The sequence below is a fragment of the Stenotrophomonas sp. Steno-Z10-BAI genome (assembly GCF_056393115.1).
In genome coordinates this window covers 1-18992 of the sequence record NZ_JBWJOZ010000002.1, presented here as the reverse complement: position 1 = coordinate 18992, position 18992 = coordinate 1, and the positions used below count along the sequence as shown (strand labels likewise).

General features: G+C 66.1%; 22 protein-coding genes. 14 read left to right on the top strand and 8 right to left on the bottom strand.

Going from position 1 to position 18992, the window contains the following annotated elements:
* Nucleotides 1-107 precede the first annotated feature (107 nt).
* Nucleotides 108-938: a glycine zipper 2TM domain-containing protein gene (locus AC06E9_RS05005; RefSeq protein ID WP_478055602.1), complete on the bottom strand. Its 831-nt coding sequence runs from the start codon at nt 936-938 to the stop codon at nt 108-110.
* 159 nt (nt 939-1097) lie between these two features.
* Between AC06E9_RS05005 and AC06E9_RS05000 the strand changes: the two genes are divergently transcribed.
* Together AC06E9_RS05000 and AC06E9_RS04995 are read left to right on the top strand one after the other, a co-directional pair.
* On the top strand, nt 1098-1322 hold the full coding sequence (locus tag AC06E9_RS05000) for a DUF6116 family protein (protein ID WP_121037992.1): 225 nt from the start codon (nt 1098-1100) through the stop codon (nt 1320-1322).
* Nucleotides 1319-2092: a TatD family hydrolase gene (locus AC06E9_RS04995; protein WP_478055601.1), complete on the top strand. Its 774-nt coding sequence runs from the start codon at nt 1319-1321 to the stop codon at nt 2090-2092. Before AC06E9_RS05000 ends, AC06E9_RS04995 begins: the two co-directional genes overlap by 4 nt.
* On the opposite strand, the gene AC06E9_RS04990 is transcribed toward AC06E9_RS04995, so the two are convergent.
* Nucleotides 2066-3469, bottom strand: a complete 1404-nt coding sequence (locus AC06E9_RS04990; protein WP_121037997.1) for an MFS transporter — start codon at nt 3467-3469, stop codon at nt 2066-2068. The two genes, AC06E9_RS04995 and AC06E9_RS04990, sit on opposite strands and share 27 nt — an antisense overlap.
* Nucleotides 3470-3566: 97 nt before the next feature.
* Between AC06E9_RS04990 and AC06E9_RS04985 the strand changes: the two genes are divergently transcribed.
* The gene (locus tag AC06E9_RS04985) at nt 3567-4439 is read left to right on the top strand and encodes a LysR family transcriptional regulator (RefSeq protein ID WP_121038000.1); all 873 of its coding nucleotides are present in this window, start codon (nt 3567-3569) and stop codon (nt 4437-4439) included.
* A gap of 27 nt (nt 4440-4466) precedes the next feature.
* Here the strand turns inward: AC06E9_RS04985 and AC06E9_RS04980 are convergent, their stop codons facing one another.
* The gene (locus AC06E9_RS04980; protein ID WP_478055600.1) at nt 4467-5279 is read right to left on the bottom strand and encodes a tRNA threonylcarbamoyladenosine dehydratase; all 813 of its coding nucleotides are present in this window, start codon (nt 5277-5279) and stop codon (nt 4467-4469) included.
* A 106-nt stretch (nt 5280-5385) separates the two neighbouring features.
* Here AC06E9_RS04980 and AC06E9_RS04975 point away from each other — a divergent pair, with 106 nt between their 5' ends.
* Complete coding sequence (locus AC06E9_RS04975) at nt 5386-5814, top strand: hypothetical protein (protein WP_428999399.1); 429 nt, start codon at nt 5386-5388, stop codon at nt 5812-5814.
* Nucleotides 5815-5932: 118 nt separating this feature from the next.
* Nucleotides 5933-6418 carry a glycine zipper 2TM domain-containing protein gene (locus AC06E9_RS04970; protein WP_478055599.1) on the top strand — a complete coding sequence of 162 codons (486 nt, stop codon included), beginning with the start codon at nt 5933-5935 and terminating at the stop codon, nt 6416-6418.
* An 84-nt stretch (nt 6419-6502) separates the two neighbouring features.
* Here the strand turns inward: AC06E9_RS04970 and AC06E9_RS04965 are convergent, their stop codons facing one another.
* On the bottom strand, nt 6503-6706 hold the full coding sequence (locus AC06E9_RS04965; protein ID WP_019185917.1) for a cold-shock protein: 204 nt from the start codon (nt 6704-6706) through the stop codon (nt 6503-6505).
* A 231-nt stretch (nt 6707-6937) separates the two neighbouring features.
* Here AC06E9_RS04965 and AC06E9_RS04960 point away from each other — a divergent pair, with 231 nt between their 5' ends.
* The 3 genes from AC06E9_RS04960 to arsC all read left to right on the top strand — a co-directional run bounded on the left by AC06E9_RS04960 (nt 6938) and on the right by arsC (nt 9095).
* Nucleotides 6938-7423, top strand: a complete 486-nt coding sequence (locus AC06E9_RS04960; RefSeq protein ID WP_478055598.1) for a DUF456 domain-containing protein — start codon at nt 6938-6940, stop codon at nt 7421-7423.
* 152 nt (nt 7424-7575) lie between these two features.
* Nucleotides 7576-8742: a phospholipase A gene (locus tag AC06E9_RS04955; RefSeq protein ID WP_121038012.1), complete on the top strand. Its 1167-nt coding sequence runs from the start codon at nt 7576-7578 to the stop codon at nt 8740-8742.
* Nucleotides 8742-9095: an arsenate reductase (glutaredoxin) gene (gene arsC, locus AC06E9_RS04950; protein WP_121038015.1), complete on the top strand. Its 354-nt coding sequence runs from the start codon at nt 8742-8744 to the stop codon at nt 9093-9095. Before AC06E9_RS04955 ends, arsC begins: the two co-directional genes overlap by 1 nt.
* Nucleotides 9096-9104: 9 nt before the next feature.
* Here arsC and AC06E9_RS04945 read toward each other — a convergent pair whose 3' ends face one another.
* Complete coding sequence (locus tag AC06E9_RS04945) at nt 9105-9449, bottom strand: hypothetical protein (RefSeq protein ID WP_478055597.1); 345 nt, start codon at nt 9447-9449, stop codon at nt 9105-9107.
* 186 nt (nt 9450-9635) lie between these two features.
* On the opposite strand from AC06E9_RS04945, the gene AC06E9_RS04940 reads away from it, so the two are divergent.
* A complete protein-coding gene (locus tag AC06E9_RS04940) occupies nt 9636-10745 on the top strand; it encodes a sterol desaturase family protein (protein WP_478049321.1) in 1110 nt (369 codons plus the stop codon).
* Between the two features lie 6 nt (nt 10746-10751).
* Here the strand turns inward: AC06E9_RS04940 and AC06E9_RS04935 are convergent, their stop codons facing one another.
* Nucleotides 10752-11387 carry a glutathione S-transferase family protein gene (locus AC06E9_RS04935; RefSeq protein ID WP_478055596.1) on the bottom strand — a complete coding sequence of 212 codons (636 nt, stop codon included), beginning with the start codon at nt 11385-11387 and terminating at the stop codon, nt 10752-10754.
* A 160-nt stretch (nt 11388-11547) separates the two neighbouring features.
* Between AC06E9_RS04935 and AC06E9_RS04930 the strand changes: the two genes are divergently transcribed.
* On the top strand, nt 11548-12183 hold the full coding sequence (locus AC06E9_RS04930) for a LysE family translocator (RefSeq protein ID WP_121038027.1): 636 nt from the start codon (nt 11548-11550) through the stop codon (nt 12181-12183).
* 101 nt (nt 12184-12284) lie between these two features.
* Here AC06E9_RS04930 and AC06E9_RS04925 read toward each other — a convergent pair whose 3' ends face one another.
* Nucleotides 12285-13802 carry a fumarate hydratase gene (locus AC06E9_RS04925; RefSeq protein ID WP_478055595.1) on the bottom strand — a complete coding sequence of 506 codons (1518 nt, stop codon included), beginning with the start codon at nt 13800-13802 and terminating at the stop codon, nt 12285-12287.
* A 153-nt stretch (nt 13803-13955) separates the two neighbouring features.
* On the opposite strand from AC06E9_RS04925, the gene sigJ reads away from it, so the two are divergent.
* The 4 genes from sigJ to AC06E9_RS04905 all read left to right on the top strand — a co-directional run bounded on the left by sigJ (nt 13956) and on the right by AC06E9_RS04905 (nt 18266).
* On the top strand, nt 13956-14852 hold the full coding sequence (sigJ, locus tag AC06E9_RS04920; protein ID WP_478055594.1) for an RNA polymerase sigma factor SigJ: 897 nt from the start codon (nt 13956-13958) through the stop codon (nt 14850-14852).
* Between the two features lie 36 nt (nt 14853-14888).
* Nucleotides 14889-15332: a carboxymuconolactone decarboxylase family protein gene (locus AC06E9_RS04915; RefSeq protein ID WP_478055593.1), complete on the top strand. Its 444-nt coding sequence runs from the start codon at nt 14889-14891 to the stop codon at nt 15330-15332.
* Between the two features lie 187 nt (nt 15333-15519).
* The gene (locus AC06E9_RS04910) at nt 15520-17391 is read left to right on the top strand and encodes an ABC transporter ATP-binding protein (protein ID WP_152152678.1); all 1872 of its coding nucleotides are present in this window, start codon (nt 15520-15522) and stop codon (nt 17389-17391) included.
* 95 nt (nt 17392-17486) lie between these two features.
* Entirely contained in the window at nt 17487-18266 is a 780-nt protein-coding gene (locus AC06E9_RS04905) for a ferredoxin--NADP reductase (RefSeq protein WP_121038039.1), read from the top strand.
* 108 nt (nt 18267-18374) lie between these two features.
* Here AC06E9_RS04905 and AC06E9_RS04900 read toward each other — a convergent pair whose 3' ends face one another.
* Nucleotides 18375-18857, bottom strand: a complete 483-nt coding sequence (locus AC06E9_RS04900) for a glutathione peroxidase (RefSeq protein WP_282264307.1) — start codon at nt 18855-18857, stop codon at nt 18375-18377.
* Nucleotides 18858-18992 lie beyond the last annotated feature (135 nt).

Sequence of the window (18992 nt, the reverse complement as noted above, 5' to 3'; positions counted from 1 at the left end):
CCGGCATGATCGCAGATGCCGTGATCGGCGTGCCGTGCGGCTCGCCCCAAAACGCAGCACGCCGGCAGATGCCGGCGTGCGGGTGGTGCATTTGGAGCTGCAGGAACTTACTGCCTGTTCGCATCCAGTGCAGCGGTCTGGGTGACCAGCTGGCCATCGATCATCGGCAGGCGATCGCTGCTCGGCTTGTTGTCCATCTTCACGGTCTTCTCGGCGCCGTCGTAACGGTAGGTCACGTTGTAACCGGTGACCGCATTGGTGGTGCCCATCGGGATGCGGTTGCCCGGCTTGCTAGCCATGCGCATGGTGCCGGTGGTGCCGTCTTCATTGCGGTAGGTCACGTTGTAGCCGGTCACGCGGGTCGACTCGGAGGTCGCGGTTTCGGTATGGCACTGGCGCTCGGTGCGGTTGACCACGCGGCCACCCACATGGCGCTTGTCCACCTGGTTGCCGATCATGCCGCCGGCAACGGCACCGGCGGCCGTGGCGGCCTTGCGGCCATTGCCACCACCGACCTGGTTGCCCAGCAGGCCACCGATGACCGCACCGGCGACGGTACCGCCAACGTTGCCGTCGCGCTCGGGCAGGCGTTCCTGCACCACCACGTCCTGGCAGACTTCATGCGGCGTCTGCGTGCTGGAGGTCTCGCGCACCGGCTCGGTGCCGATCACGGTGGCGTAGGCCTTTTCCTTCTTGGTCAGCGGATCGACCTTGACGATGTCGGCGTACTCGAGCTTGCCCGCCTTGTCTTCAATGGCCAGCTGATCGGTGCGCGCGCCATCGTCGGCCAGTGGCGTGGTGTCCAGAGTGGGCCGGGTCTGAGCAGCGGTCACCGCATCGGGCGAGGAACTGCCGCCCTTCATGAAGGCAGCGGTGGCGATACCGCCAACCAGCAGCGCACCCGCAGCGACCAACGCAGTAGTAGTTGTACTTTTCATAACCGGCTCCTTGCGGACGATCCGCAACGTTCTTGAGTGAATTCCAGCACGGCCACCCTGAACGGAATCTCCACGGATCGTGAACATCCGGTCGCCCATTCAGGTTCGGTGAGCCTTGGGCTCGTGATAGCGTTTACAGCATCTGCCCAGGAGTGCCTCATGTCCAATCCCATACTGTTGCCGGTGCTGGAATGGGCCCGTCGGCTGCGCTACCCCACCCTGTTCAAGATCACCGCCGCCCTGTTCGCAGTGACGCTGGTGATTCCCGATCCGCTGCCGTTCGTGGATGAAGTCCTGTTTGGCCTGGGCACACTGCTGCTGGCCAACTGGAAGCGACGCGGCGACAAGCTTCCCCCGCCGCTGCCGGCCAAGCGCCGCGCGTGAGGTTGATCGACAGCCACTGCCACCTGGATGCGGGCGAGTTCGATGCGGATCGCCCTGAAGTGATCGCGCGCGCGCGCGCGGCCGGCGTCATGGCCCAGGTCGTTCCCGCCGTCACTGCCGCCAGTTGGCCCGGCCTGCGCGATGCGTGCCGGCTGGCCGACGGGCTGCACTCGGCCTACGGACTGCACCCGATGTTTCTGGACCAGCACCGCCCCGAACACCTGGAGGCTCTGCGTGCGTGGCTCGAACGCGAGCGCCCCTGCGCGGTTGGGGAATGCGGGCTGGACTTCTTCGTGGAGGGTCTGGACGTGGACGCTCAGCTGCACTACTTCCTGGGCCAGCTGCGGCTGGCACGCGAATTCGACCTGCCGGTGATCGTGCATGCGCGCCGCGCGGTGGATGCGGTGATCGCGGCGATCAAGCAGATCGGCGGGCTGCGCGGCGTGGTGCACAGCTTCTCCGGCAGCCCCGAGCAGGCGCGGCAACTGCACCAGCTGGGCTTCCTGATCGGACTGGGCGGCCCGCTCACCTATGACCGCGCCCAGCGCCTGCACCGCCTGGTCGCCAGCATGCCGCTGGAGCAGCTGCTCCTGGAAACCGATGCGCCGGATCAGCCGGATGCTGGGATCCGCGGAGAGCGTAATGAACCGGCACGCTTGCCGGTGATCCTGGAGACGGTGGCGCGACTGCGCGGGGAGCGGGCCGAAGTGATTGCCGCGCAGACCACGGCCAATGCGCGCAGCCTATTCGGGCTTCACGGTTTCTCCTGAAGCGCGCAACGGGTGGAGCGGCCCCGGCCGCATGCCAGACCAGCACAGGACGCTCGCCAGCAATAGCGCTGCCGCCGACATGCCGATCGAGATGTGCATGCCATGCATGAATGCATCCGGCGCGCCATCGCCGATCAGGCTGCCGAACAGGGCGACACCCAGCATGCCGCCGACCTGTCGCGCACAGTTCAGTACGCTGGAGGCGATGCCTGCCCGCGACCGGTCGATCGATGCAAGCGTCGCGTTGGTCATGGTCGGCACCACCAAGGCGACCCCGCTTGCCGCCATCAGCATCGGTACGATCAACAGCGCGTAATGGCCCCCGATGCTCACCGGCATCAACAACAGGTAACCCGATCCTGCCAGCGCAAGACCCATGAACATCAGCAACCTGGGACCGAGCCGCGTAATCAGGCGCCCCGCCACCACATTGAGTGCGACCAGAACGAGGGTCATCGGCAGAAAGGCCAGGCCGGTCTGTTGCGGGGATAGATGCTGCTGCATCTGAAAAAACAGACTGAACACAAAAATCAGCCCGTAATAGGCGAAATTCACCGCGACGCCTGCCAGCGAGACGATGGAGAACGTGTGATTCCGAAACAGATTCAATGGCAGCATGGGTGAGGTGCTGCGAGCTTCAATCCAGAGGAAGGCCGTGAGGGACATGAGCGCCAACAGGGCCCCTCCGCGCACCACGCCATGCCCCCAACCCAGCTGACCTGCCTCGATCAGGGTCATGGTCGTCGCTGCCAGCGCAACCATGGCAGCCACCTGCCCACTCCAATCGAGGCCACGCCGATGTCCGCCGCCGGAAGGCGCCGCATGCCGAAGCGTCAGGCAGATCCCGATCAAACCCATCGGAAGGTTGATCAGAAACACGCTGCGCCAGCCTGCATGCGCTACCAGCACTCCGCCCAGCACGGGACCGGCAGCCAGAGCCGCTCCCCCGAGAGCGCCCCACCAACCGACGGCACGACTACGTGCCTGGCTGTCCGGAAATGCCTGCTGCACCATGACCAGCGAGTTGGGTACCAGCAACGCCGCGCCCATGCCCTGGATCAGTCTGGCCCCGACCATCACAGTCAGACTGCCCGAAAGCCCGCAGGCAGCCGACGCCAGAGTGAACACCACCAAGCCCGAGAGATAGAGCCGGCGCGCGCCGAAGCGGTCGCCCAGCGCCCCGCTGGTAAGCAGCAGAGCGGCGAAAGCCAAGGTGTAGGCATTGACCACCCACTGCAAGCCGGCCACATCGGTTGAAAATTCATGCTGCAGGGCATCCAGTGCAACATTGACCACACTGATGTCCAGCAGCACCACCACGAAGCCGAGCGCGGCGGCCCAGAGCGTACCGCGCGCGGAAGCAGAAAAAGCTGTCATTGGGGTCCCACAAGCAGAAGAGACCGCCCATGCTAGGCTTGGCGAGCACCCTCGAAAATTCCCCGAAATCACACTCCATACCTGCGAAAACGCACCGATGTTCGACTGGGAGAATCTCCGTCATTTCCTGGCGGTTGCGCGCGACGGCACCTTGTCAGGCGCGGCTCGGGCGTTGCATGTCGACCATGCAACCGTCAGCCGTCGTGTTGCGGCGCTGGAGGTCGAACTGCAGGTTGCGCTGGTCGAGCGCTTGCCACGCTCCGTCCGCCTTACCGCGATGGGCGTCCAGATTTACGAGCACGCCAAGGCCATGGACGCCTCAGCATTTGCTGTCGCCCGCGTGAGCCGGGCCAGCCAGGAGGCCGTCAATGCCAGGGTGACGCTTAGTGCACCGCCAGTGCTGGTGGCGCACCTGCTGGCGGAACGGGTTGCCGACTTCCGGGCAGCGCAGCCCGGCATTCAACTTTCCGTGTCGGCCCAAGCCCAGCAGGTATCACTCGCCCGCCGCGAGGCGGATGTGGCTCTGCGGCTGGTCCGTCCCAAGGAAGCCAGCAGCGTTGTGCGCAGAATCGGACGAATGCCGTTCGCGCTCTATGCCAGCCACGAGTACGTCGCCACCCGTCGGCCCGAAGACTGGGCCTTCATTGCCTATGACACGCAGTTTGCTGACATGCCCCAGCAGCAGTGGCTGCTGCAGATCGCGGGAAGCCGGACCGTGGCGTGCGAACTGAGCGACATCAGCAGTCATCGGGCAGCCGCTCTGGCCGGAGCGGGCGTGGCCGCGTTGCCGCGCTTTCTGGGTGATGCCGCGCCCGGACTGACTCCGCTGGAGCATGACGGGGCGCCGTTCTCGCGTGACATCTGGCTGGTGGTGCACCGTGACCTCCGGCGCTCGCCATCGGTACGCACGGTCATGGACTTTGTGGCGAAAGTCGTCGCGGACCGGCCCGGCCTCGGGTTGGACGCGTAAGCCGGTCCACTGCGTGACCGCAGCGGCTCAGTCAGCCGTGACCGCCGTGGCCGGCTTCTTCATCAACATCTCCAGCGCCTTGCCCACCGCCGCGAACGCGAACGCGCCGGTGATATGCGTGGCCGCGCCCAGCCCGGCGCCGCAGTCCAGCTTCAGCGCCGCGTCGGCCCCGAGGTTCGGGCGGATGCCACACACGCTGCCGTCGGCCTGCGGGTACTTCACGTTTTCCAGCGAGTACACCGCCGGCACGCCGAAGTAACGCGAGGCGTTCTTGGGGAAGTTGAAATCGCTGCGCAGCTTCTTGCGGATCAGCGCCATCATCGCGTCGTGTTCGGTGCGCGAGACATCGCGGATCCGCACCAGGGTGGGATCGGTACGACCGCCGGCCGCGCCCACGGTCAGGATCGGCAGCTTGCGGCGGCGGCACCAGGCGATGGTCTCGACCTTGACCCGGAAGCTGTCGCAGGCATCGATCACCAGATCGAAATCGCGGTCCAGCAGCTCGACCATGTTGGACACGGTCAAGAAAGAGGCGACCGCATCGACGCTGATGTCCGGGTTGATCGCCCGGCAGCGCTCGGCCATCGCCTCGGCCTTGTTGCGGCCGTACTGGCCGGCCAGCGCCGGCAGCTGCCGGTTGGTGTTGGACACGCAGATGTCATCGGCATCGATCAGGGTCAGATGACCCAGCGCCGTGCGCGCCAGCGCTTCGACCACCCACGAGCCGACGCCGCCCATGCCCACCACCGCCACCCGGCGGGTGGCAAGCAGATCCACGGTGCCTACCCCATACAACCGGTCGATGCCGGCAAATCGTTCGCGCAATACGTCGTTCTTCATGCCCCTATTTTAATGTGCACAGGGCGGTCCGGGACGCGCCGTGGACAGGACGCGTCGTACCATCGCCGCAGCCACCCTCACCGAAGCCCTCACCATGAACGACCCTATGTCCCCGCCCCGCCGCCCGTCCGCCGCGTACCGCTATCTGTTCGTCGGCCTGCTTGGCCTGGTGATCGGCCTGATCGCCACGGTGATGGTCTCGCGCGCGATCCAGGCCCGCCAGGACCCCTTCCCGGATTCGCTGATGCACGTGATGAACCGCCAGGTGCAGTTGCTTCAGGCGGCGCAGGCGCAGAACCGCTGCAGCCTGGCCGACACCGTGCCGCGGCTGCAGACGCTGCGCTCGCTCTCCAATGATCTGGACCTGGCCTTTCCCGGCCTGAAGGACAGCCAAGGCTTCCAGCAGCACGCCAGCGCCCTGCGCGCCACCCTCAATGAGGCCCTGGCCGCGCCGCCGACCGACTGCCCGGGCATGGCTACGCTGGTGGAGAAGATCCAGACAGACTGCAAGGCCTGCCACCAGGATTTCCGCTGATTCATCTTCCAGCCACCCTGGCGCACCGGGATTGGCACGCTGTTCACGCAGCACAGGACACGATCTGCTCCATGCGCACCAGACGCATTCGACCACCCCTCTGGCCAGGAGATACACCATGAAGATTCAACTGATTGCCGCCGCTGCCGTTGCCACCGTCGCCCTGGCTGGCTGTGCCACCACCTCGCCGGGCTACGGCAGCAGTGGTTACAACAACGGTTACGGCAATTCCGGCGGCAACTACAACACCAACCGCTGCGCGGACTGCGGCATCGTGACCCGTATCAATCAGGTCGCTTCGGGCCGCAGCGCACCGAGCGCGACCGGCGCGGTGCTGGGTGGCATCGTCGGCGCCGTCGCCGGCCATGAGATCTCCGACCACACCGGTGGCAGCCGTGGCAACAAGAACATCGCCGCCGCCGGAGGCGCGGTGGGTGGTGCGCTGGCCGGCAACCAGATCCAGAAGAACGTGACCAGCGATACGTTCGACATCACCGTGCGTATGGATGACGGCCGTACCGTCGTCGTCAACCAGCGTGATCTGGGTGGTATCCGCGAGAACACCTACGTCCGCGTGGTCAACGGCAAGGTGATCCTGCGCTGATCGGCGCAACGCACACGTAAATAAAAAAGGGCCCGCGCAAGCGGGCCCTTTTCGTGTTTCAACCAGGCAGGACCCGGTCTGCGCTCAGAGCGGCTTGACCTTGTCGGCCTGCAGGCCCTTCTGGCCCGTGACCACTTCGAACTCGACCGCTTGACCTTCCTTCAGGCTCTTGAAGCCCTGGGATTCGATCGCACGGAAGTGCACGAACACATCTTCGCCGCTCTCACGGCTGATGAACCCGAAACCCTTCGCGTCGTTGAACCACTTGACGGTGCCCTTCTCAGCCATCTCAGCTACTCCCTAACTGTCTTGTTGTTGGATACACCCGTACAGGCGGCTGACAGCAAGGGGAAGCGGGGTGCAACGATGCAGCGGATCTGGAAGATCTACCATCATCAGGCCACGATCCACGGTGACCTTGCCAAGCTCAGCGTCTGCAACTTAACCCGGGCAAAACGAAAAAGCAACTAGCTAAAAGCTTCCGATGTCAACCCCATTTCAGGAACCATACTCGACAGCATGGACCCTTCATTCATCTTGTATCTGCTAGCAGCCCTCCTGGTACTGGTCGGCATCGCCGGCATCCTCCTCCCGGCCCTGCCCGGAATTCCCCTGGTGTTCGCCGGCCTGCTGCTGGCGGCATGGGCAGATGGGTTTGTCCATGTGGGCTGGATGCCCCTGGCGGTACTGGGGCGGCTGACCCTGCTCTCCTTCGCGGTGGACATCCTCGCCACGGTGGTCGGCGCCCAGCGGGTCGGCGCCAGCCGCAAGGCGCTGTGGGGCACCTTCATCGGCAGCATCGCCGGGCTGTTCTTCATGCCGATCGGCCTGTTCGTCGGGCCGCTGGCCGGTGCGCTGCTGGGCGAGTATTGGCATACCCGCGAGCTCGGCCGTTCGACCAAGGTGGGCCTGGCAACCTGGGTTGGCATCCTGCTCGGGTTCGCCTTGAAACTGGCGCTGGTGATCGCGATGCTGGGCCTGTTCGCGTTCGCGTGGTTCTTCTGACCGGCGGCGGCGTGACGGCTTCACGCCCTGACCACACCATTGACCGGCATAAACCGGATCAGATCGACCGTGTCGTGCGCTGGCGGGAATAGTCCTCAGCGGCCACACTGTGCCGGTTGACCCATTCATTCTTGTCACGCGGCCCTGCTCCCATGACCATTCCCCATTCCCGCTCCGCCCTGTTCACCGCCCTGGCCCTGGCCTGCGCGGCGCTGCCTGCTGCTGCCCAGGAAGCCGCGCCCACCCCGGCCTCGCCGGAGGCCTGCGCCCAGGTGGACACAGACGCAGCGCGCCTGGCCTGCTACGACACGCTGTTCGGGCGTACGCCCGAGGTCACCCTGGCCGCCGATGCCGCTGCCACCGCCGCCAAGCAGGAGCGCCGGGAAGAACGTCATGCCGCCCGCAGTGCCGACGCCGACGCGCCCGCGACGCAGCGGGTCAAGCAGCGCCTCGGAGAAGTGTTCAAGAACGACGGCCATGAAGATGCGCTGGCCAATGCCGGCAAGGGCTCGCTGCTCGACAGCCGCTGGGAGCTCGCGCAGGACTCCAAGCTCGGCGCGTTCCAGCTGCGCGCCTACAAGCCGGTCTACCTGCTTCCCGCGTTCTGGACCAGCGACAAGAACCAGATGCCGCAGTCGCCCAATCCGGTCAACACGGTCACCACCTCGCAGCAGCTGGACAGCGCGGAACTGAAGTTCCAGCTCAGCTTCAAGACCAAGATCGTGGAGAACCTGTTCGGCGACAACGGCGACATCTGGGCCGGCTACACGCAGAGCTCGCGCTGGCAGGCCTACAACGCCGACAACTCGCGCCCGTTCCGTGAGACCAATTACGAGCCGGAAGTGATGCTGATGTTCCGCAACGGCTACTCGATCGGCGGCTGGCGCGGGCGCATGAGCGGGATCAGCATCAACCACATGTCCAACGGTCGCGCCGATCCCCTGTCGCGCAGCTGGAACCGGGTGATCGCCACCGTCGGCCTGGACCGCGAAAACTGGGCGCTGGTGCTGCGCCCGTGGTATCGCATTCCGGAAGATCGCAAGGACGACAACAACCCGGACATCTCCGATTACATGGGCCGCGGTGACGCCACCCTGACCTGGAACAAGAACGGTCACGAAGTCTCGCTGATGGCGCGTCACTCGCTGCGCGGCGGCGACCGTTCGCACGGTGCGCTGCAGCTCGATTACGGCTTCCCGATCAGCAATCTGCTGCGCGGCCACGTGCAGATCTTCGATGGTTACGGCGAGAGCATGATCGATTACAACCACAAGGCCACCTATGTCGGCCTGGGTGTGTCGCTGCTGGAGTGGTATTGATGGCCGTGACGATCTGGCACAACCCGCGCTGCAGCAACTCGCGCGGGGCGCTGGAGATCCTGCGTGAACACGGCATCGAGCCGGTGGTGGTCGAGTACCTGAAGACGCCGCCGGACCGTGCCACGCTCGCAGGGCTGATCACGCGCATGGGCATCGCCCCGCGCGCGTTGCTGCGCAGCAAGGAGCCGGCCTATGGTTCGCTCGGGCTGGACGACGACGCGTTGCCCGATGCCGCGCTGATCGAGGCGATGGTCGCCCACCCGGAGCTGATCAACCGCCCGATCGTGGAGACCCCGCGCGGTGCACGCCTGTGCCGGCCGCCGGAGACGGTGCTGGCGATCCTGCCGGCCTAAGGCCGTGCCTCAGCTGCCCCCGCAGCGGCTGGTGCACCGGCTGTTATCCTCGCCGCAGGTCAGCGCGGGCAGCCGGTTGCGGCAGTAGTCGCTGCTGGCCTGGCATGCCTTGCGCAGCTCCGGGTTGTCGATCTTGTCGCACTTCGCGTCGCGCTGGGTCGCCACCCCGGCGCCACAGCTGTCGCCGCTGCCAAATCCCGTCCGGTTGGTCATGCAACTGTCGTACTGGCGTTGGCACTGCTGCATGCACTGATTGGCGGCGGTGACCTCGCGCAGGCTGGGCGGGGCGGTGTGGAAATCGCCACCACTGCTGCAGGCGGTGACCAGCAGGATCAACAGCAGGGCGGAAAGCATCCTCGGCATCGTCGTGCTCCGTGTCGAAAGCATCCGGCCATGGCCGGCATGTGTGCATGCCCGGAATGTAGCACTGCTTGTTTTCCAAATTAATACCCGGGCTGCCACCGCAGCCGCAAATGCCTCTTCCGTTACGCCGGCTCCGGCGCCCACAATAGCCCCGCCCTTTCACCTGGATGCCAGCGGATGGCCCGACCACAACGCTCGTTCTTCGCCTACGGCTCGGCTCTGCTGGGCCTGCTAAGCCTGATGGGCGTGGCCTGCTTCCATTTTCCGGATCTGTTGACCAGCCGCGAGTTCCGCGCGGTCTACAACGAACAGTTCGCCCGCCACCTGCTGCTGGTCGGGCTGGCCGCCGCCTTCATCATGGGCACCCTGGCGATCCTGCGCGACCGCAACAAGCGGATTGCCACGATCGGCGTCGGCAGCGCCACCCTGGCGGTGCTGCTGGGGGGTACCAACGTGCAGTTCGATGCGATCGGGCAGACACCCTACTCGCTGGGTCTGGACTGGTTCGTGCTGTCGCTGTTCTTCTCGGCACTGGTATTCGTGCCGCTGGAGCGCTACCTCGGCAAACACGTACTCTCGCCGCTACGGCCGGGATGGCGTACCGATGTCGGCTATTTCTTCATGAGCCACGTGCTGGTGCAGTTCATCCTGATCCTGGTGACCGCCTCGACCTCGACCATTGCCGGGCTAGCCGCGTTCCCTGCGCTCAAGACACTGATCCAGTCGATGCCGGTGTGGCTGCAGTTCCTGATCGCGGTATTCGTCGCGGACATGGCCCAGGCACTTCTGCACCGCGCGTATCACAACACCCCATGGCTCTGGCGCTTCCACGCCGTGCACCACTCCAGCCGGCACATGGATTGGCTGGCCGGCTCGCGCATCCATTTCGTCGAAATCGTCATCACCCGCAGCTGCGTGCTGCTGCCACTGCTGGTACTCGGCTTCTCGACCCCGGCGATCAATGCCTACGTGATCCTGGTGGGTCTGCAGGCGGTGCTTGCCCACGCCAACCTGGGCATCCGTTTCGGCTGGCTGGAGTACCTGCTGGTGCTGCCGCGCTACCACCACTGGCATCACGCGCGGCAGCAGGAGTACGTCGACGTCAACTACGCCATCCACCTACCGCTGGTGGACATGCTGATGGGCACCTTCAAACTGCCCCGGGATCAGCGCGAATGGCCGCAGGAATACGGCGTCATGAAACTGGAGACCGTGCCCAAGGGGCTGCTCAACCAGCACCTGATGCCATTCCGTGCACGACGGACCTTCGACCAGTACGTCGACTGAACCCTGTCAGCGCCAGTCGGTGATGCCCTCGCGCCGGTAGACCTCGGCGAACGCCGGCCGTGCTTTCAGGCGATCCGCGTAGGCCTTCAATGCCGGCCAGGTGTCACTGGGCGTGGGCATGTTGCGCGACCAGCGCATCAGCATCACCAACATGAAATCGACCACGCTCAACGACTCGCCCAGCACATACGGGCCGCGCGTGGACAGGTGCTCGGTCAGATGCTGCCAGGCGCCTTCCAACCGCTCGCGCGCACGCTGGCGGGTCGTGTCCACGTGCTCGGGGTCCGCCATTTCCTGCGGGTAGAACCACGCCCGGTACGCCGGCTGTACGGTGCTGGCGCACCAGAACATCCAGCGGTACGCCTCGGCGCGGTCGGCAGACCCCGGTGCTGGCAGCAGGGCCGCTTCCGGGTGGCGGTCTGCCAGATGCAGCGCGATCGCTGCCGCTTCGGTCAATACCTGCCCGTCCAGCACCAGCGTCGGCACCAGGCCCGCGGGATTCAAGGCGAGATACGCTGCATCCTTGTGCTCGCGCTTGTCGAAATCCAGCAGCACCAGATCGTGCTCGATCTGCAGTTCCAGCAAGAGCCAATGGACGACCAGGGCGGCGGTACTCGGCGATCCATACAACGTGGTGCGCATGCTCAGGGCCTCTTGAGGGAGGCGCACAGTATGCGCCCGCGCTCCGTGCCATCACATGGGTACAGAGCACGGGCGATGGGGACGCGTTCTGTCTCTGCCACTGCGCCGCGGACGCTCGCAGAATGCGTCCTCTGCCCCGCCGCCAGCCCAGGATCCCCCCATGCCCGATTCGTCCGCTCTGCTCGCCTTCGGTCTGATTTCGCTGGGGATGGTGCTGACGCCCGGGCCGAACATGATCTATCTGATCTCGCGCTCGATCTGCCAGGGACGCACCGCCGGGCTGATCTCGCTGAGCGGTGTCGCGCTGGGTTTTCTGGTGTATCTGGTGTGCGCGGCACTGGGCATCACCGCGCTGCTGATGGCAGTGCCGCATGCCTACGATGTGTTGCGTTTCGCCGGCGCGGCGTATCTGCTTTACCTCGCCTGGCAGGCGCTGCGCCCTGGCGGACGTTCGCCGTTCCAGCTGCGCACGCTGGACCATGACAGCCCGCGCAGATTGTTCGGCATGGGCCTGTTCACCGCGCTGCTCAATCCGAAGATCGCCGTGATGTATCTCTCGCTGCTGCCGCAGTTCATCCAGCCCCGTGGGCATGGCAGCGTGATGGTGCAATCGGTGGTGCTCGGGCTGGTGCAGATCGCAACCAGCGTCAGTGTCAACGCACTGATCGTACTGGCCGCCGGCAGTATCGCCACCTTTCTGGCCGGGCGCCCGCGCTGGCAGACGGTACAGCGTGGCCTGATGGGCACGGTGCTCGGCGCGCTGGCGGTGCGCATGCTGGTGGACGCGCGCCGCTGAGGGGAAGTAGCGGCCAACGGTCGGTGCCTGCCAGCGTCAGCCACGAAAAACGGCGCCCTGGGGCGCCGTTTTCGTTTCCAGCGTTGCCGCGACCGGAGGCCTCAGGCGACCACAACTGGAATCTTGCCGATGCGGGCCTGCCATTCGCGCGGGCCGGTCTGGTGCACGGACTCGCCGGTGGAATCCACCGCCACGGTCACCGGCATGTCCTTCACGGTGAACTCGTAGATCGCTTCCATGCCCAGATCCGCGAAGCCCACCACCTTGGCCGCCTTGATCGCCTTGGAGACCAGGTACGCCGAGCCGCCGACCGCCATCAGGTAGGCCGACTTGTTGTCACGGATCGCTTCGATCGCCGCCGGGCCGCGCTCGGCCTTGCCGACCATGCCCAGCAGGCCGGTCTGTTCCAGCACCTGGCGGGTGAACTTGTCCATGCGGGTGGCGGTGGTCGGGCCGGCCGGGCCCACCACTTCGTCGCGCACCGGATCGACCGGGCCGACGTAGTAGATGAAGCGGCCCTTGAGGTCGACCGGCAGCGGCTCGCCCTTGTCCAGCATCTCCACCATGCGCTTGTGCGCGGCGTCGCGGCCGGTCAGCAGCTTGCCGTTGAGCAGCAGGGTCTGGCCCGGCGTCCAGCTGGCGACGTCTTCCGGAGTGATCGTGTCCAGATCGACCCGGGTGCCCTTGGAGGCGTCATAGGTGATCTGCGGCCAGTCTTCCAGCGACGGCGGATCGAGCATCACCGGGCCGCTGCCATCCAGCGTGAAATGCGCATGGCGGGTGGCCGCGCAGTTCGGGATCATCGCCACCGGCAGGTTGGCCGCGTGGGTGGGGAAATCCTTGACCTTGATGTCCAGCACAGTGGTCAGGCCGCCCAGGCCCTGCGCGCCGATGCCCAACGCGTTCACCTTGTCGAACAGTTCCAGGCGCAGTTCTTCGGCACGGTTGGAGGCGCCACGGGCCTTGAGCTCGTTGATGTCGATCGGCTCCATCAGCGACTCCTTGGCCAGCAGCATCGCCTTCTCGGCGGTACCGCCGATGCCGATGCCGAGCATGCCCGGCGGGCACCAGCCGGCGCCCATGGTCGGCACGGTCTTGAGGACCCAGTCCACGATCGAATCGGACGGGTTGAGCATGGCGAACTTGGACTTGGCTTCCGAACCGCCGCCCTTGGCCGCGACGATCACCTCGACGGTGTCACCCGGCACCACCTTGACGTTGACCACGCCCGGGGTGTTGTCCCTGGTGTTGATGCGCTTGCCGGCCGGATCGGCCAGCACCGAGGCGCGCAGCTTGTTGTCCGGGTAGTTGTAGGCACGGCGCACGCCTTCGTTGGCCATGTCCTCCACGCCCATCGTGGCGTCGTCCCAACGCACGTTCATGCCGATTTCCAGGAACACGGTCACGATGCCGGTGTCCTGGCAGATCGGCCGGTGGCCTTCGGCGCACATCCGCGAGTTGATCAGGATCTGGGCCATCGCCTCCTTCGCGGCCGGCGACTCTTCGCGCTCGTAGGCAGCGTTGAGGCTCTTGATGTAATCGACCGGGTGGTAGTACGAGATGTACTGCAGCGCGTCGGCGATGGACTGGATGAGGTCTTCCTGCTTGATCGATGTCACGACTTGCTCGCTTGCTGGAGGCTGGCGGGGTTGAACCGCCGATTTTAACAACTACCGCCGGGCGGCGTTGAGAATCGCTCGCGGCCGCGGCGTTTGGTGCACAGTGGCCGCCCAGCCTTGTCACAGCGGCCTGCCCGGCCGCGTCCTTCCGGCATGACCCCGACCGATACCTTCCAGACCCACCGCCCCCGCCTGTTCGCCCTGGCCTACCGCCTGCTGGGCAGCCGCAGCGACGCCGAGGACATCGTCCAGGATGCCTGGCTGCGCTGGCAGGGCGCCGACACCACCGTGATCCGCGACCCGGAAGGCTGGCTGGTCACCGCCACCACCCGGCTGGGCCTGGACCGGCTGCGCGCCCGGCGCAGCGCACACGTGGAGTACGTGGGGCCGTGGCTGCCCGAGCCGCTGGAGATCTCCCTGGACCCGGACCCGCTGCAGGACCCGGCCCAGCGCCACGCGCTGGCCGACGAGGTCTCCGTGGCGTTCCTGGCGCTGCTGGAGCAGCTCACGCCGGACGAGCGTGCCGCCTTCCTGCTCAAGCACGTGTTCGAGTACGACTACCCGGACATCGCCCCGCTGCTGGAGCACACCCCGGCCAACTGCCGGCAGCTGGTCCATCGGGCGCGGCAGCGGCTGCAGACCGGGGCCCCGCGCTTCGCGGTCTCGCCGGCGCAGCACCGCAACCTCCTGGCACGCTTCATGGACGCCTCCCAGCAGGGCGACCTGGCGGCGATCCGCGCGCTGCTCGACGCCAACGCCGAGATGATCTCCGATGGCGGTGGCCGCGTGACGGCGGCAATCCGTCCCCTGCTCGGCGCCGAGCGCATCGCGCAGCTGTACTGGGCGATCGCGCGCCGCAACGGCCAGCATCCAGCCCTACTGGGCCAGGTCAACGGCGAGCCGGCGATCCTGCGCTTTGCCGGGGACCAGTTGCACTCGGTCACGATGATCACGGTCGATGCGGGGCACATCGTGCGCGTGCTCAGCGTGCTCAATCCGGAAAAACTCACTGCGCTTGTCACAGCGCGCGAGGCTGGCGCGTCCTCCTGATGAAGACGGCCATTGCGGCCGTCATGGAGTAGCCGCATGTCCGCTTTACCCCGCGTTCCGTACACCCGTCTGGCCGCCGAGGCCTTCAAGGGCCTGCTGGCCACCAGCAAGGCCGTCCACGACAGCTCCATCGATCCTGTGTTGATGGAGCTGGTGTTCCTGCGTGTCTCGCAGATCAATGGCTGCGGCTACTGCATGGACATGCACGGCACCACCCTGCGCAAGGGGGGGATCGAACCGCGCAAGCTCGATACGCTGCCGGCCTGGCACGAGAGCCGCTTCTTCGATGGGCGCGAGCGCGCCGCGCTGGGCTGGGCCGAAGCGCTGACCCGGCTCAGCACCGCAGCGCCCTCCGATGCGGCCTACGACGCACTGCCCCCCCACTTCGATGAAAAGGGCATCAGCGACCTGAGCATGGGCATCGCGGTGATCAATGCCTGGAACCGCCTCGGCGCCGGGCTGTTGCCGCCCCTGCCGTAAGCGCCGGGTAGTGCCGTCCGCTGGCCGGCTCTGCACGATGCTGGCTGCCACCTGGAGCCGGCCAGCGGCCGGCACTGCCGGGCTGCGGTCCGCGCGCACTCCCGCGCTGCGGTGCGTATGCGTCCGCAATCTGCGCGTGCATTGAATTCATGCATCAACCACGGTCACGACGCGCACAATGTCGCCCATGCCCGCCTCCCCCGCTGCCGGTGCACCCGGCCAGAAGAATCCCAGCCTGCGCGAGCGCGTCAACGCGATGCGCAATCTGCCCCCGTTCCTGCGTCAGGTCTGGCAGACCAGCCCCGGGCTGACCCTGGCCAGCCTCGGCCTGCGCGTGATCCGTGCGTTGCTGCCGGTGGCGATGCTGTATGTCGGCAAGCTGATCATCGATGCGGCGGTACTGCTCAGCCAGCACGATGCGGGCTTCCCGCCGTTCGGCGAGGCACTTTCCAGCGGGCTGCTGAACCCGCTGCTCGGTCTGCTCGCACTCGAGTTCGGCCTGGCCATGGCCTCGGACCTGCTCGGCCGCATGGTCAGCTACGCCGATACGTTGCTGTCGGAGCTGTTCACCAACGTCACCAGCGTGCGCCTGATGGAACACGCCGCCGAACTGGACCTGGAGGATTTCGAAGACCCCGACCTGCAGGACAAGCTGGACCGCGCACGCCGCCAGACCATGGGCCGGATGAACCTGATGAGCCAGCTGTTCGGCCAGGTGCAGGACAGCATCACCGTGGCCAGTCTCGCGGTCGGCCTGATCGTGTACGCGCCCTGGTTGATCCTGCTCCTCGCGGTGGCGCTGATCCCGGCGTTCATCGGCGAATCGCATTTCAACGCTGCCGGCTACAGCCTCAATTTCCAGTGGACGCCCGAGCGCCGCCAGCTGGAGTACCTGCGCCAGATCGGGGCCAGCGTTGAGACCGCCAAGGAGGTGAAGATCTTCAACCTCCATCGCTTCCTGATCGACCGCTACAAACGGCTGGCCGAGAAGTTCTACCTCGCCAACCGCGCCCTGGCGCGCAAGCGTGCGATCTGGGGCACGCTGCTCGCCGCGCTGGGAACGCTCGGGTACTACGCCGCGTACGCTTACATCGCCTGGCGCACCGTGCGCGGCGATTTCTCGATCGGCGACCTCACCTTCCTGGCCGGCAGTTTCCTGCGCCTGCGCCAGCTGCTGGAAGGCCTGCTGATCGGTTTTTCGCAGGTCGCTGGGCAAGCGCTGTATCTGGACGACCTGTTTTCGTTCTTCCAGATCGAACCGGAGATCCATTCGCGCCCGGACGCCATCGCCATCCCACAACCGATCACCCAGGGCTTCGTGTTCGAGAACGTCGGCTTCCGCTATCCCGATGCCGAAAGCTGGGCGGTGCGCCATCTGGATTTCGACCTGCGCGCCGGCGAAGTGCTGGCGCTGGTCGGCGAGAACGGTGCCGGCAAGACCACCCTGGTCAAGCTGCTGGCCCGCCTGTACGACCCCGATGAAGGCCGCATCCTGCTTGATGGCCGCGACCTGCGCGATTACGACCTCGATGACCTGCGGGCCAACATGGGCGTGATCTTCCAGGACTTCGTGCGCTACAACCTCAGCGCCGGCGAGAACATCGGCGTCGGCCTGGTCGAGGCGATGACCGACGACGCCCGCATCCGCGATGCTGCGCGCCGTGGCATGGCCGATGAAGTGATCGCCGGCCTGCCCGGCGGCTACGACCAGCTCATCGGCCGCCGCTTCAAGATGGGCGTGGACCTGTCCGGTGGGCAATGGCAGAAGATCGCGATCGCCCGCGCCTACATGCGCGATGCGCAGGTCATGATCCTCGATGAACCGACCGCGGCCCTGGATGCCCGCAGCGAGTTCGAGGTGTTCCAGCGCTTCAAGGAACTGTCCGACAACCGCACCGCGGTGCTGATCTCGCACCGCTTCTCCTCGGTGCGCATGGCCGACCGCATCCTGGTGCTGGCCGGCGGCCGGATCGAGGCCAGCGGGACCCACGCCGAACTGATGACCCAGGGCGGCCGCTACGCCGAACTGTTCGAGCTGCAGGCCGCTGGCTACCGCTGAAACCCACGCCTGGCGGGCCTGTCCAGCCAGTCAATGAGAATTTATCTCATTTGAGATAAACTAGACCCGACGAAACCGACCAGAACCCCACCCCCATGTCTTCCGCTTTTGGCGCCGAAACGGTGCTTGAGGTCCGTCACTGGACCGACGCCTACTTCAGCTTCACCACGACCCGCGACAGCGGCTTCCGCTTCGAGAACGGCCAGTTCGTGATGATCGGCCTGGAAACCGAGGCGCGGCCGCTGCTGCGCGCGTACTCCATCGCCAGTGCCAACTGGGAAGAAAACCTGGAGTTCTTCAGCATCAAGGTCCAGGACGGCCCGCTGACCTCGCGCCTGCAGCACATCCAGCCGGGCGACAAAGTGCTGGTCGGCAAGAAGCCCACCGGCACCCTGCTGATCAGCGACCTGCACCCGGGCAAGCACCTGTACCTGCTCGGCACCGGCACCGGCCTGGCGCCGTGGCTGTCGGTGATCAAGGACCCGGAAACCTACGAGCGCTTCGACAAGGTGATCCTCACCCACGGCGTGCGCTACGAAAAGGACTTGGCCTACCGCGACCTGTTCGAGAAGGAACTGCGCGAGCACGAATTCCTCGGCGAGATGATCGGCGACAAGCTGCTCTACTACCCGGCCGTGACCCGCGAAGCCTTCCCCAACCAGGGCCGGCTGACCTCGCTGATGGAAAGCGGCGAGATGCAGAAGACCCTCGGCCTGCCGCCGCTGGATCCGGAAAACGACCGCGCCATGATCTGCGGCAGCCCGCAGATGCTGGCCGACTTGCGCACCGTGCTGGACAGCCGCGGCTTCCAGACCTCCCCGCGCATCGGCACGCCGGGCCACTACGTGTTCGAGCGCGCCTTCGTCGAAAAATGACGTAGAGCCACGCCATGCGTGGCTGGGCCGGCGAAGATCATGCAACACGAGCAGCCGGCCAGCGGCCGGCACTCCCCGATCCCGGCCCGTCGTGGTCGGGCAACCGCCTCAGCCCAGCGCCGCCTCGATATCCCCGCGCAGCGATGCCGGCGTGTCGGTCGGCGCGTAGCGCGCCAGCACCTGCCCATCGCGGCCGACCAGGAACTTGCTGAAGTTCCACTTGATCCCGCGCGTGCCCAACACCCCGGCCTTCTCGGCCTTGAGCCACTGCCACAGCGGATCTGCGCCGGCGCCGTTGACCTCCACCTTGTCCGACATCGGGAAACTGACCCCATAGGTCAGCGAACAGAATTCCCCGATCTGCGCCGCATCGCCCGGCTCCTGGTGCCCGAACTGATCGCAGGGAAACCCGATCACCACCAGCCCCCCCGCCCCGAACTCCCGCCACAGCGCTTCCAGCCCCTCGTACTGCGGCGTAAAGCCGCACTTGCTGGCCACATTGACCAGCAACAACACCTTGCCCCGATACTGCGCCAACGCCTGCGGCTGGCCGGACAGATCCACGAACGGGAAATCGAAGGCAGTGGTCATGGCAGGGGTTCCGGTGGAAAGACCTCATCTTAGCTCGCCCGCTGGACTTGTCCTGCACGGCTGGGGAGCCGGCCAGCGGCCGGCACTACCGCTCCTAATCTTGGCCGCACGCCGCTTTTCGAGGCGCCGGACAGT